Origin of the sequence: Aliidiomarina minuta, from assembly GCF_003987145.1 — a bacterium.
Taxonomy (GTDB): Bacteria; Pseudomonadota; Gammaproteobacteria; order Enterobacterales; family Alteromonadaceae; genus Aliidiomarina; species Aliidiomarina minuta.
Map to the genome: position 1 here is coordinate 129409 of NZ_PIPL01000003.1, position 13410 is coordinate 142818.

Annotated in this window: 16 protein-coding genes; 3 read left to right on the top strand and 13 right to left on the bottom strand. The window is 50.6% G+C overall.

Features of this window, described 5'->3' with window-relative positions:
- Positions 1–10: 10 nt before the first annotated feature.
- Positions 11–940, bottom strand: coding sequence for a 1-phosphofructokinase family hexose kinase (locus CWE09_RS12315; protein ID WP_126804356.1), 930 nt, complete (start codon positions 938–940; stop codon positions 11–13).
- Positions 941–1054: 114 nt separating this feature from the next.
- Between CWE09_RS12315 and CWE09_RS12320 the strand changes: the two genes are divergently transcribed.
- Positions 1055–1600 carry a macro domain-containing protein gene (locus CWE09_RS12320; protein WP_126804357.1) on the top strand — a complete coding sequence of 182 codons (546 nt, stop codon included), beginning with the start codon at positions 1055–1057 and terminating at the stop codon, positions 1598–1600.
- Here CWE09_RS12320 and CWE09_RS12325 read toward each other — a convergent pair.
- The 3 genes from CWE09_RS12325 to CWE09_RS12335 form a co-directional block, all read right to left on the bottom strand.
- A complete protein-coding gene (locus tag CWE09_RS12325; protein WP_126804358.1) occupies positions 1591–2151 on the bottom strand; it encodes a nicotinamidase in 561 nt (186 codons plus the stop codon). The genes CWE09_RS12320 and CWE09_RS12325 overlap by 10 nt on opposite strands.
- Entirely contained in the window at positions 2144–3505 is a 1362-nt protein-coding gene (locus CWE09_RS12330) for a nicotinate phosphoribosyltransferase (protein WP_126804359.1), read from the bottom strand. Before CWE09_RS12330 ends, CWE09_RS12325 begins: the two co-directional genes overlap by 8 nt.
- Before the next feature lie 66 nt (positions 3506–3571).
- Positions 3572–3970, bottom strand: a complete 399-nt coding sequence (locus CWE09_RS12335; protein ID WP_157982856.1) for a MerC domain-containing protein — start codon at positions 3968–3970, stop codon at positions 3572–3574.
- 150 nt (positions 3971–4120) lie between these two features.
- Here CWE09_RS12335 and msrA point away from each other — a divergent pair, with 150 nt between their 5' ends.
- Together msrA and CWE09_RS12345 are read left to right on the top strand one after the other, a co-directional pair.
- The gene (msrA, locus tag CWE09_RS12340) at positions 4121–4789 is read left to right on the top strand and encodes a peptide-methionine (S)-S-oxide reductase MsrA (protein WP_126804361.1); all 669 of its coding nucleotides are present in this window, start codon (positions 4121–4123) and stop codon (positions 4787–4789) included.
- Positions 4790–4826: 37 nt separating this feature from the next.
- Complete coding sequence (locus CWE09_RS12345; protein ID WP_126804362.1) at positions 4827–5018, top strand: zinc ribbon domain-containing protein; 192 nt, start codon at positions 4827–4829, stop codon at positions 5016–5018.
- A gap of 1 nt (position 5019) precedes the next feature.
- On the opposite strand, the gene CWE09_RS12350 is transcribed toward CWE09_RS12345, so the two are convergent.
- From CWE09_RS12350 to CWE09_RS12390, 9 genes are all read right to left on the bottom strand, one after another.
- Positions 5020–5709, bottom strand: coding sequence for an SIR2 family NAD-dependent protein deacylase (locus CWE09_RS12350; protein ID WP_126804363.1), 690 nt, complete (start codon positions 5707–5709; stop codon positions 5020–5022).
- 10 nt (positions 5710–5719) lie between these two features.
- Positions 5720–7183, bottom strand: coding sequence for a protein adenylyltransferase SelO (locus CWE09_RS12355; RefSeq protein WP_126804364.1), 1464 nt, complete (start codon positions 7181–7183; stop codon positions 5720–5722).
- Between the two features lie 120 nt (positions 7184–7303).
- On the bottom strand, positions 7304–7732 hold the full coding sequence (gene mnhG, locus CWE09_RS12360; RefSeq protein ID WP_126804365.1) for a monovalent cation/H(+) antiporter subunit G: 429 nt from the start codon (positions 7730–7732) through the stop codon (positions 7304–7306).
- Positions 7725–7994, bottom strand: coding sequence for an MrpF/PhaF family protein (locus CWE09_RS12365; protein ID WP_126804366.1), 270 nt, complete (start codon positions 7992–7994; stop codon positions 7725–7727). Before CWE09_RS12365 ends, mnhG begins: the two co-directional genes overlap by 8 nt.
- 21 nt (positions 7995–8015) lie before the next feature.
- Positions 8016–8489, bottom strand: a complete 474-nt coding sequence (locus CWE09_RS12370; RefSeq protein WP_126804367.1) for a Na+/H+ antiporter subunit E — start codon at positions 8487–8489, stop codon at positions 8016–8018.
- Positions 8486–9994: a Na+/H+ antiporter subunit D gene (locus tag CWE09_RS12375; protein WP_126804368.1), complete on the bottom strand. Its 1509-nt coding sequence runs from the start codon at positions 9992–9994 to the stop codon at positions 8486–8488. The genes CWE09_RS12370 and CWE09_RS12375 overlap by 4 nt, the downstream gene beginning before the upstream one ends.
- Positions 9991–10341: a Na+/H+ antiporter subunit C gene (locus CWE09_RS12380; RefSeq protein WP_241974372.1), complete on the bottom strand. Its 351-nt coding sequence runs from the start codon at positions 10339–10341 to the stop codon at positions 9991–9993. Before CWE09_RS12380 ends, CWE09_RS12375 begins: the two co-directional genes overlap by 4 nt.
- Positions 10342–10352: 11 nt before the next feature.
- Positions 10353–10784, bottom strand: coding sequence for a Na+/H+ antiporter subunit B (locus CWE09_RS12385; protein WP_126804369.1), 432 nt, complete (start codon positions 10782–10784; stop codon positions 10353–10355).
- A 1-nt stretch (position 10785) separates the two neighbouring features.
- Entirely contained in the window at positions 10786–13278 is a 2493-nt protein-coding gene (locus CWE09_RS12390; protein WP_126804370.1) for a putative monovalent cation/H+ antiporter subunit A, read from the bottom strand.
- Positions 13279–13410 lie beyond the last annotated feature (132 nt).

Genomic DNA, 13410 nt, shown 5'->3' on the forward strand with positions numbered 1-13410 from the left:
TTCGCTTGGATTATGCTTCGCCGATTTCATCCAGCATACGTTGCAACCAGCCCAGGTCGGTCAGTTGATTGCCCTCGGTCTGGACGGTGACGCAGGCGGCTGCGACGCCGTATTTAAAGGCGGTTTTAAGATCAGCGCCCTGATTAAGCTGATGCGCCAGGGCAGACATGAAGCTGTCGCCTGCGCCGACATGGCTAACTATATGTACCTTGGGAGCGCTAAACTGATATTCACTGCCGTCCTGAGCAACCAGCACGGCTCCGCCGCGACTGAGGGTGACGATGAGCACGTCGGCGGCGCCTTTGTCGACCAGCGTACGCATTTGCTGGGTCAGAGTGGGTATATCATCGTTTTCGTCATAACCCAGTGAAGCGAATTCTTTACGGTTCAGCTTGGCCAGGTAAGCACCCTGGTACAGACTTTCCTGTAACGCCACTCCGGACGTGTCGAGCATAACTTTGCAGCCTTTTTGGTTCGCCTGCTGGGTAATATCAACATAAAAATTGTGCGGCGCGTTGTCAGGCAGGCTGCCGCTGAGTACCAGGTAGCCACAGGGCTGGTCGAGAACCGCCTGCTGGCAGGCATCCCATTCTGTAGTGCTTAAGTCGGGACCGGGAAATACAAAGTGTTGCATGATGCTGCGTTTACGCTCGGTAATAGCGAAATTCATGCGGGTGTCAGCACTAATGGGAATGGCTTTGAACTGGGTGTTGTCTTTTTCCAGCAGGCTTTTTAATAATTCGCCATTAAGTCCGCCTGCTGGGAAAATAGCCAGGGATTCGCTGCCCATACGGCGCACATTGCGGGCTACATTGATGCCACCACCGCCAGGTTCCAGAGCCGTTTGCCGACAGCGGCTTTTACTGTCGTCAAAAATTTCCTCAGTTACCCCGAACAAGTCCACGGCTGGGTTCATAGTAAAGGTCACGATAGCCGGCATGTTGAAATTATCCTTAATATAGTAGTCTCATTAAGTTAGCACTTTATATCCTGTGATGCTGATTTTTAGTTACTTTTAGCTAACCTTAAAGATAGTTTTTAACGGAGGTTAAGTATGGCTGAAGTTACAATTAAGGGCGTTAATATTCAATGCGTACAGGGTGATATTACCGACCAGAAAGGTATAGAAGCAGTGGTCAATGCAGCGAATGCCCAGCTGCTTACTGGGGGCGGTGTAGCTGGCGCTATTCATAAGGCCGCGGGCCCGGACCTGGAGCAGGAAAGTTCGAAACTGGCCCCACTTAAACCGGGTCAGGCGGTTATTACCGATGCGTATCAGCTGCCTAATCAATACGTCATTCATTGCCTGGGTCCTGTTTATGGGAAGGACGAACCGGCGGATGAGTTGCTGGCAGATTGTTACCGCAATGCACTGAAACTGGCTGACAAGAAAGGCATCTCCTCGATCGCTTTTCCCTCTATTTCAACCGGCGCTTTTGGTTATCCTATAGAGCCTGCCGCGAAAGTGGCGATTGAGACGGTTGTCAGTTCGCTCAACGAACTGAGCACGGTCAAAAGCATTGTTTTCGTTCTGTTCAGTGAGTCAGATCAGGATGTCTATGAAAAGGCTCTGCAGCAGGCACACTCAGATCAGTCCTGAAGTATCACCCCGGCGTCGCGCATTTTTTTTAATGCCTGTTCACCGTCTTTCGCATCAATAGCCCGGGTGGCTTTTTGTATCAGTAGGGTTTCGAAACCAGCTTCCCGGGCATCTAAGGCGGTGGCCTGAACACAGACTTCCTGGGCCAGTCCACCAACCCAAAGTCGCTTAATGCCTCGTTTGTGTAACTCTTCTGCCAGGCCTGTGTCGTCGAAGGCAGAATACTGGTCTTTATCAAAGCGCGCGCCTTTGGATATTAAAATGCTGTTTTTGGGTAATTGTAAGTCGCTATGAAAAGCGGCGCCGGGAGTATCCTGAACACAATGTTCGGGCCAGGGGCCACCCTGTTCAGAAAAACTCAGGTGACCTAAAGGGTGCCAGTCGCGGGATGCAAATACCGGCAGCTGGTGCGTTTCAGCCTGTGCTATCCATTGATTCAGTACCGGTACTATAGTGTCGCCATCTTCCACTCCCAGCTTACCACCGGGGCAGAAGTCATTTTGTACATCGACAATCAGTAAGGCATCGCCTGTCTGTAGTTGTTTATTCATCGTATCCTCCTTTTTTTACCGCTTCGCTGACCTGATGCTGGTAGGTACTGAGTTTATCGCTGACGGCCACCGGGTAGGGAGTGTCCTGTTTCTGTAAACGTCTGAATCTGGCTGGTAGCTGCTGTACCTGCGCCTGACTGTAATTGCGAATATCCTCCAGATCCTGAGTATGACTGGCTAAGCGTCGACCGTCCCGCATCACTTCCTGAAGCAGTGGCCGGCCTGGCAATTTTTCATCGGCTCGGGCAATGGTATCGCCGCAATAACCCTCGTTATCGGAGACCCGGAAGACCTGTTTGGCGCCGGGGAGAATAGGCTTGCCGCTGGATAATTTGAGGCGTCCTTTCCCGGCGTAGTAACAGAGCTTATAAGCGATATCCAGTGCTGGCGAATCCTGTGACACGCCCATGTCGGTGCCAACGCCAAAACCATCTACAGGGGCTCCACTTTTTACTAAGTCCTCGATGGCGCTCTCATCCAGACCGCCGCTGACCATGATCTGCATTTTTTGCAAGCCGGCTTTATTCAGTTGTTGTCGTGCTTTGTGGGCGAGCTCAGCTAAATCACCAGAGTCCAGCCGAATGCCCTGCACCGCAAATTTATCGCCTAACCGTTCAGCCAGTTGAATAACTTTTTGCACGCCACTTAAAGTGTCGAAGGTGTCTACCAGCAATACGGTTTGTGGATAGCTTTTTATAAAGTTGTCAAAAGCCTTCTGTTCATCGTCGTGTGCCTGGATATAACTATGGGCCATAGTGCCGGCTACCGGCACATTGTAGAGCTTACCAGCCAGTACATTGGAAGTGGCGTTGATACCCGCAATATAATAGGCGCGGGCGCCTTTAACAGCGGCGTCGATGCCATGCATACGACGGGGGCCGAAATCCAGTACTGAACGACCCTCTGCGGCATTGGCGACACGGCTGGCTTTAGACGCCAGCACGGTTTGCAGTTGCATCTGATTCATGACCAGGGTTTCAATTACCTGGGCTTGTGGAAGGGGTGCTGAGACTTCAAGCAGGGGCTCATGGCCAAAGCAGGGGGTACCTTCCGGCATAGCTCTCACCTGACCGGTGAAACGAAAGTTGTGTAACCAGTCCAGAAAGGAATCCGAGAACTTGTCTAATGAGCGCAGGTAATCAATATCGTCCGCGTTGAAGCTGAAGTTTTCCAGGTATTCGAGCAAGGTATCCAGGCCGCAGGCCAGAAGGTAATTACGGGTAGCGGGGAGCTCCCTTACAAATAGCGTAAATACAGCGTTTTCATGCATGTCCTGATCGTAATAGGCCTGCAGCATGGTCAGCTCGTATAGATCGGTAAAAAGGCCCAGTTCATGATGATTCAGGGTTTTCATTAAACACCTCCTGCTTAAACCCTAGCAGAGATGTGTAACTTTTCACTTTGTTGTTAGCGGACTGTTTTAAGTTGCGTCCGGGTTCTTCAGAGGCAAACCACCGCACCCTATGTTGGCTTTTAATAATAACCTGCGATTCATAATATGAGCGCTGAATAGCAGGCTGCCCCCAAGAATGGTGAGTGCAATTTCTGGCCATCCATGAAAGGCCAGGGCCGACAGCAGTAACGCCAGGCCTGCAAAAGAGAGGCTTCCCGGCCAGAGATTATGGTGGATACGCCAGGCTGAAGGAAAAGAAAGAATGACGACTATGGTTACGGGAGCTAACATAAACCAATGAAAGAGTTCGCTGCCGAATAAGACTCCAAGCAAACCGCTACTGGTAAAAATGAGTATGAAAGGAGTCAATACACAGTGGCAAACGCAGATGGCAGAAAGCCAGGCTCCGAATAAGTCTTTGTTCACGGGCAATTCCTTATGCTGAATGTATCAGCGGATAAACTGAGTTATTGTTATAATATAACACTTCTGTCAAGAGTCGTGTGTTGGTTTACTGTTCTTTTTGTGTCGTTGTCACGTATTCACAAGCATCGAATGAGTTCCCGGAGTGAAGTTATGAAAAATAATCTGTATATGGTGCTTAGCGGTTTGCTGCTTATGCTGATTTCCGGCTGCAGCAGTGGCTCGGATGCTGAGTCGGAGCGTGATTTGGAAGCATTTGCAGTCGCCACTTTTGCCGGAGGTTGTTTCTGGTGTGTCGAAGAAGGTTTTGAAAAGTTGCCTGGTGTCCATGAAGCTATCTCTGGATATACCGGTGGGCAGACGCCTGACCCAACTTATGAGCAGGTAGCTGGCGGACGTACCAGCCATACTGAAGCTGTGCAGGTATATTATGACCCTGAGGTGATTGAGTACGCCGGTTTGTTAGAAGCGTTCTGGCGCATGATGGACCCGAATGATGCCGGGGGGCAGTTTGTTGATCGGGGTCGCCAGTACCGACCTGAAATTTTTTATCACAACGAGCAGCAGCGGCAACTGGCTAAGGCCTCTATTGCGCGCCTGGCGGAAACAGGACCTTTTGACGAAGCTATTATTGTGCCGGTGACAGCCCTGGATGAATTTTATCAGGCAGAGGACTATCACCAGAATTATTATCGGGAAAATCCCATTCGTTATCGTTTCTATACACGGAACTCGGGCCGCTATCAGTTTGTCGAGGAAGTGTGGGGGGATGAGCAGCAGCAGGATTTCACCCGCTTTCGCGATGCTGATTTGTTGGAATGAGGGGTTTGCTGGACTGACCGGCTGGTGAGGAGAACTTATGAGTTTAGCGCAGCAACAGGAATTTAATTGCCCTTATTGTATGGCTGTTAACGATATAGAAATCGATCCTATCAATGACCTTGATCAGCAGCAGATACTGGACTGCCAGATCTGCTGTCAGCCTATTGAAGTGATGATAGTCGAAGGTCACGAAGGGCTTGAGGTGATCGCGAAAACGGATGATGAATGATTCAGGTCTGTTTTGGGTAGGCCTGCAGTATCTGAGGGGTTAATTGAGCGGCGCTTCCCTGGAAGACTTCAAAGCCAGGTGGCACGTTGTCTGCTTCTTTATTAATTAAGGCCTTATGGGCTTCAACGGGCGCCTCATCCACTAGACCTGCCGCCGGAAATACGCTTAGCGAAGTACCTATCACCAGCAGGTAGTCAGCCTTGCTTATGGCCTGAGCGGCTGCGTCCATGTGATACACCATTTCTCCGAACCAGACTACATGCGGGCGCAGTTGACTGCCTGCCGGACAGTGGTCACCCAGCTGAATATCTTTGTCGTGCAGTTCAAAAACCTGTTCATTAATGCTGCTGCGAGCAAGCGTTATCAAGCCATGAACGTGCAGTACCTGAGAGGAACCCGCGCGTTCATGCAGGTTGTCGACGTTCTGGGTTACTACCGTTACTTCAAAGTCGGCTTCGGCATCACTGATTGCCTGGTGTGCCGCATTTGGTTGTGCCTGTCTGACTTCACGGCGGCGTTGATTGTAAAATTCCAGTACCAGTTCCGGATTCTGTTGCCAGGCCTCAGGTGTTGCTACTTCGTACACGGAATATTCATTCCACAAACCGTTATTGTCACGAAAGGTCGACAGCCCGCTTTCGGCGCTGATGCCGGCACCGGTTAGCACGACCAGATTGGGTTTATCGCTCATGCCTGACTCCTCAGGTGCCACAAAAAGTGCGTTGCACCTTTTCTTCTGGCTTGGGTGCCAGAGTCAGATGCTGATACTCCGGGTTGTCGCTAAAAGGTTCTGCCAGTGCAGCCTTCAGTTCATTAAAAGGCCGTAAATCCCCTTCCTGTTCAGCGGCCAGAATAGCTTCCTGTACCCTATGATTACGCGGGATAATGGCCGGATTAATAAGGCGCATCTGCAAGGCTGTTTCTTCGCCGGAGGCAGATTCCTGGCTAAGCCGCTGGCGCCACTTTTGCAGCCAGGTTTTGCAGGCGCTTTGCTGTTTAAAGAGGTCAAGGCAGTGGTCAGCTTCCAACGAATCGCAAAGTGCCCGGAAGAGAAGGGTGAAATCCACTTCATCGTCAGCCATTAAATCAAGCAGTTCGTTGAGCAAAGCCCGGTCCTCGGGCTGAGGTTCACGAATGCCAATTTTTGCGGCCATACGAGTTAACCACAGATCTTCGTAGGTCTGACTAAAGGTCTTTAAGGCCTCAGTGGCCAGCTCTACGGCTTTTTCTTCGTCTTTATCTATCAGGGGCACCAGACACTCGGCCAGTCGAGCCAGGTTCCATTGCGCGACTTTAGGCTGGTTGCTGTAAGCATAACGGCCACCGCGATCGATTGAGCTGAACAGTGCATCAGGGTGGTAGTTATCAATAAAGGCACAGGGGCCATAATCAATAGTTTCGCCACTAATACTCATGTTATCGGTATTCATAACGCCATGGATAAAACCCAGACTCATCCAGTGACTGACCAGTTCAGCCTGTTTCTGAATAACGGCTTCAAGCATGGCAAGATAGGGCCGCTCAGCGGATTTACAGTCGGGGTAATGGCGGTTAATTACATAGTCTGCGAGGACCTGAACCTTGCCCGTGCCCTGATGCGCGGCGATAAACTGAAAGGTACCAATGCGTATATGGCTGCTGGCAACCCGGGTTAAAATGGCGCCAGGTTGAGGCACGTCACGGTGTACGGTTTCGCCGGTGGCGACAGCAGCCAGTGCCCGGGTAGTAGGCACACCTAGTACATGCATGGCTTCGCTGAGTAAGTACTCACGAATGACTGGGCCAATAGGTGAGCGGCCGTCCCCGCCGCGGGAATAAGCGGTGGTGCCTGCCCCTTTGAGCTGAATATCGAAACGTCGTTTCTGTTTGTCTATTATTTCAGCCAGTAAAATAGCGCGACCATCGCCTAACTGGGCAACAAAATTAGCGAACTGGTGGCCAGCGTATCCTTGCGCGACGGGATCACTCCAATCGGGCAGGCTGTTGCCGGCAAAAAGCTGCAAGCCTTCGTCACTGGCCCAGTATTGTTGCGGAAGATCCAGCTGATCAGCCAGTGGCTGGTTAAAACTTATCCATTGCGGGTCCGCCACCGGTGTCGGAGTGGTGCGTTTAAAAAAGCTGTCTGGCAGCCGTTGGTAACTATTATCGACATTAAATTTTTGCATACCCTATTTATACACCCCTGACGGCTCGCCTTCAAAGTTGTTGAGCGGATGAATTCAGAGTCATAATCTAAAAAGCCAGCCTGAATAGGCTGGCTTCTGCAGAGTCGATGACTCAGGAGGTTATTTACTCTTGGGCGTTATCCGTATCCTCGGCTTGGCCTTAATCGGCATTTTTTCCAGTTCTTCTTCCGTTTCCAAGCCACTGCGTAGCCGATGCGAGTCCGGATCATAACGGGCTTCGAGTTCGTCTTTAATGGTTTTATCCCAGGTTGGCACACCAACAAAATAACCAGCACGACCAATAGCATGGGCGGCAACCGGCGCGGTCATGAAAATAAACAGGATAACCGCAATGGCTTTAGCCATGACTACGAGGTCAGCAAAATGCAGACTGGCCGCGACCATCATCAAGGCAATACCCAGTGCGCCGGCTTTGGTACTGGCATGCATGCGGGTTAACAGATCGGGTAAGCGTAAAATACCAACTGCCGCTAGCAGCACAAAGAGCGCACTGCTGAGCATAAAAATACTGATTACAATATCAATCATCGCGAGGACCTCCGCGTTCCAGAAAGCGGGCAAAACCTATGGCTGCCAGGAATGCCATCAGGGCAACAACTACAGCTACATCAATAAAGCTGGCGATGTCGGTGTATATGGCATAAGTGCCGATCATGACTACGATAGCAGAAGGCAACAGCTCCAGTGCTACCACCCGATCAGGTAGTGTCGGACCGAGCAACAGGCGGATAAAAGTAAATATTAATGCGATGCTAAGCAACGCAAAGGTTATATAAATGACTATCTGCACAGAACCTCCTGTGATTCTTGCTTAGCGCAGGATTTCAAGAACCCGGCGCTCCATATACTTAATGCTGTCACGTAATTCCTGCTCGTTATCGAGGAACATGGCGTGGACGTATAACACCCGGCGGTCATCTGATACGTCGAGGCTCAGTGTGCCGGGGGTCAGGGATATAAAGTTCGCCACCATGGTAATTTCGACTTCAGTTTTGGCTTCCAGCTCCATGGCAACAATACCCGGTTTCATATGCCAGACCGGGGTGATGATATCGAAGGCAACCGTCATGTTCGCCATAATCAGTTCTTTAATGAAAAAGAAAATAAAGCGGATTAGCTTAGGCAAGCGCCGGGTATAACCGCGCAGTACCGGCACCTGGCGCTGCATCACTGCAAGCACGAGGTAACCGACAAAAAAGCCAAATATCAGGTTATAACCACCAATATCACCGGTTAGCATAACCCACATCAGGGCCAGCAACAGGTTCCAGATAAATGCGATCATTGCGCACCTCCCAATACGGCTTCAATGTACTGCGAAGGGTCCAGTAACTGGCTGGCCGACATTTCTGCCATGGCGTAAATGGGCTGTCCATTCAGGCCTATAAACAGGGTACAGCCCGCCAACAGCACGACAGGAACATACATCAACATGAGTGAAGTTGAGGTTTTACCATGTACCAGCGCCGTATCGTCGGTGCCTTCCGGTAATTTTTTCCAGAATACTTCAGCCCAGATTTTTATCATCGAATAAAGTGTCAGCAAGCCAACCAGCAAGGCGATGCCGGTTACTACCCAGGCATTGGCTTCAATACCGGCGCGGATGATGATGAACTTGGCAAAGAAGCCGGAAAGCGGCGGCAAACCTGCCAGTGACAGGGCGGGTACCAGGAATAGAATACTTAGTACGGGCCGTGCTTTATAAATACCACCTAATTTTTTCAGATCATAAGTGCCGAGCAATCGATGCACTATACCGCTAATCAGGAAGAGATTCGTCTTCACTATAATGTGGTGCATGATATAGAAGACACCACCAACGATGGCCAATGGCGTGAATAAGGCCAGGCCAAGTAACATGTAACCTATCTGACTGACGATATGGAAAGACAGAATACGGCGGAACTCAAACTGAGCCGCGGCTCCCAGTACCCCGGTAAGCATAGTGAGGGTCGCCATCCACAGCAATAGCTGGTGAGTGAAGTCAGGGTTTTCGTTGAAGATCAGGGTGAAGACCCGGAATAAGGCGTATACCCCAACTTTCGTTAGCAAGCCTGCGAACAACGCTGAAACGGCAACCGGGCCGGTGTGGTAAGACGCTGGCAACCAGAAAAACAATGGAAAAGCTGCCGCTTTGATACCAAAGGCAATCAGGAACATTACCGCAATCACATCGACCATGCCGGTGTGTTCAGCTTCGCCCAGCTTCACCGCAATATCTGCCATATTCAGGGTGCCAACCAGGCCGTAAAGCAGGCCTATGGCGCTCAGGAAAATAGCTGAAGAAAGCAGGTTCAGGGTTACATACTTAACCGCACCTTCCATTTGCGCCCGTTCGCCGCCCAGAATTAGCAAGGCAAACGAAGCGATCAGCATGACTTCAAACCAGACATACAGGTTGAAGATATCGCCGGTTAAGAAGGAGCCGGCCACACCTGCCAGCAGAAGCTGCATCAGCGGGTAATAACCAAATCGCTCGTGGGCCTGGGAAGCCGAGGCCAGCGAATAAACAGCTATGGCGACCGCCATCATGCCGGTGAGCACCACCATAATGGCACCCAGCATGTCGGCTACCAGGGTAATACCGTAAGGGGCGGCCCAGTTACCCATATACATAACGACATGGCCGGATTCGAGCACACTGGTCAGCAACCAGATGCTGGCACCCAGTAAGGTTAAGCTACCCAGCAGTGAAAGCAGGCGTTGTGCCATGCTGGAACGCCAGGCTAAGACACAAAGAGTACCAGTGAGTAGCGGAATAATTATTGGAAGAGCAACTTCTGAGGTCACGTATCGGTATCCTTCATCTGATCCAGGTTGTCGGTACGAATGATGTTATAAGCGCGGTGAATCAATACCACAGCGAAAGCCAGCACGCCGAATGCGATAACAATGGCGGTCAGTATCAAGGCCTGTGGTAAAGGATCTGCTACTACACCGTCAGGTAGCATGGCGCCTTCAGGGATGAGCGGAGGCGCCCCCCGGGTCATTCCTGCAGAGGTAAATATCAGCAGGTTTGCTGCGTTAGAGAGTAGCATTAAGCCGATTACCAGTTTTACAATGCTACGTCTGAGCATCATGTAGACGGCGGCAGCGTAGAGCAGGCCGACTACAATGGCCATCATGGGTTCCATCATCTCTCCTTGGTTTAGTGTTCTTCTGCTTCAGTCAATGCAATGAGCATAAGCATGACTGAACCAAAGACAGTGAGATAAACGCCGACATCAAAAATCAGCGGCGTAGAAAATTTAAACTCCCCTCCTCCAGGCAGTGGGATGTCCCACCACTGCGCTGTTAAGAAGGGGTCGCCGTAAAAAAAGGCGGGGAAAATAGAGAGCATTCCCAGAAACAGACCGATACCGATCAGGTTACGTGGGTCAACTCGCATCAAATCCCGGGTTACTGCGGCACCAAAAGTGAACAGATACATGGCAAAGGCGCCCGAGGCCACCAACCCGGCTATAAAACCGCCGCCCGGCTCGTCATGGCCACGCAATAACAAAAATACCGAGAACAATAGCTGTAACGGAACCAGATAGCGGGCCGCTACCTGCAGAATCAGTGTGCCTGGCTTCATCATCTTAACGGCCCTCCTTATCTGCATCTTCCTGCTTGTTACTATTCTTTTCAGAATGGTCATCGCCGTTTTCGCGCTCTTCCTGGCTTTCGACAATGTTCTGGTCTTCCAGCATTTGCTGGTGGATTTCATCCAGCGAGTGCACGATATCTTTTTCCGGTAATTGTTTGGGAGGTAATATCAGAGTACCCGCGTAATGGTTGGCTCCCGGCAAGGTCTCCGGGTTGAATTTGATCATGGCATATACACCCATGGCAGCCAGTGCCAAGACGAAGATTTCGCCTAAGGTATCTAACGCTCGGTAATCAACCAGAATGACGTTTACTATGTTGCGTCCGTATGCCAGTGGCTGACTGTTTTCAATCATGTAACCGGAGATTGGCTCAAATAGCTGCACATCAATGGTGATCATAATGAGTAACGTAATTAAGCTACCTGTCAGTAAAGCTACAAAAGCATCGCGAACGCGCTCTGCCATGGTTGAAATGTTCGAGAAGCTGGGTAACCGGAACAGTACCAGTACCAGCAGAATAACGGTCAGTGTTTCGACCAGAATCTGAGTAATACCCAGGTCAGGTGCGCTGAACAGAATAAATATCAGAGCCACAGTGAAACCAACGGCACCCATGGCAGCTACGGCGCCGAGGCGGGATGTTGTGATACAGGCAGCTAATGCGGCAGCGACCAGAATGCCTACCGTGACTATTTCGTGGAAATAGAAATTAACGTCCCAGTTCCAGTGTATCTGGTAGCGGGCAAACAGGGTGTAACCAGTAACCGCGATAAAGGTCAGGATAATGGTACGCAGATAGTTGCGCATCGAACCATCCTGCAATTGGCGGGTTTGCCAGTCTGCCAGTTTCACAATGCCGTCCATAAAGTGGAAGTAACCACTTTCAGGGCCGCGTTTGATAACAGGGTCTAATACCTTGAGTGACTCGCGAACAGGATCCCAGAATTTAAACAACAGCAGACCCAGACCGACACTGACAATAGACATAATCAGCGGCAGGTTAATACCATGCCAGAGCGCCAGATAACCCTCTACATTATAGCCGGCCACTACATGAGAAGCAGGCAATGTAATGAAGTCACCGGCTAGCGCAGGTACTAAGCCCGCAACCAGTGACAGCAGTACTAGTACCACAGGACCCGCCAGCATCATTCTGGGAGCTTCGTGCACATGTTCATTGGGCGCTTTGTAAGCGCCGAAGAAAGGACGAATAGCGACTACGGCTGCAACGACCACAATAAATATCGAAGAGAGTATGACCATGGCCATCAGAATAAAGCTCAGTGCACCGTCCAGCATGGATTCGAGCAGCAGTTCTTTGGCGACGAAGCCGAACAGCGGCGGAATACCGGCCAGCGATAAAGTCGCTATCAGGGTACAGATGGCGGTAACGGGTAATACTTTGCGTAAGCCGCCGAGGTGACGCACGTCGCGGCTGCCAGTTTCATGATCGACAATGCCTGCCAGCATAAAGAGCGCACCCTTATACAAGGAGTGAGCGAGCAGGTAAGCAGCAAAAGCAATCATGGCCAGTTCGGTACCTATACCGAGCAGGAAGGTTAACGTACCCAGGGCCATGATCGTGGAATAGGCCAGTAATTTTTTCAGGTCGGTACTGCGCAGGGCCATGAAGGCACCGGTTAGCATGGTGAAGGCACCGAAGCTGGTTAAGGTGATGACCCAGAGTTCCGTACCGCCTAGTTCGGGGTGTAGGCGGGCCATCAGGTAGATACCCGCTTTTACCATGGTTGCTGAGTGTAAGTAAGCGCTTACCGGTGTGGGTGCGGCCATGGCATTGGGGAGCCAGAAGTGAAACGGAAACTGAGCGGACTTGGTAAAAGCACCCAGCAATAAACAAATTAACATGCCCACATAAAGCGGGTGTTCGGTCAGCACTTCTGAGCTGTTAAATATTTCCTGTAATGAATAACTACCGGCTGCTGTGCCTAACAGTGCAATACCGGCAAGCAGCGCAAGACCGCCGCCCACTGTGACTATCAGGCCCTGTAAGGCCGCTTTACGAGCGTCCGGACTCTGGTGGTTAAAGCCGATTAACAGATAGGAGGTGATACTTGTCAGTTCCCAGAACACGAACATAGTGATTAGGTTATCGGCCAGTACCAGACCTAACATGGATCCCATAAAGGCAAGTAAAATAGTCAGGAAACGGCCTAAGTCCTGATGTCCTTTGAGGTAGCTGCCAGCGTACAACACAATAAAGGTACCGATGCCACAAATAAGCATGGCAAACATCAGCGACAGCCCATCTAGTACCATGGTCAGCGAGATATCCAGACCTGGTATCCATGGATACTCATGCACCACTATATCGCCGCCTGCAATCAACGGGATGTGGGATGCAAACCAGACGGTTAGCGCAGCAGGTACTAAGGCTAAAAGTAAAGAAGTGCGGGCCTGTAGTCTACTGTTCAGTGATGGGGTAAGCGCAGCGAGTAGAAAAATCACCAGTACGGCTAGTTGCATTGTCAGTCCTGTTAACTCGTTTTAGTTATGGGGGTTGTATCTCAAGCGCGAAGTATCCAAAGGAAGTAATTTATCACAATAAAAAAATTTTCGTAAAGGCAAATCGGCATCAGGCATTCTTTCTTTACCAAA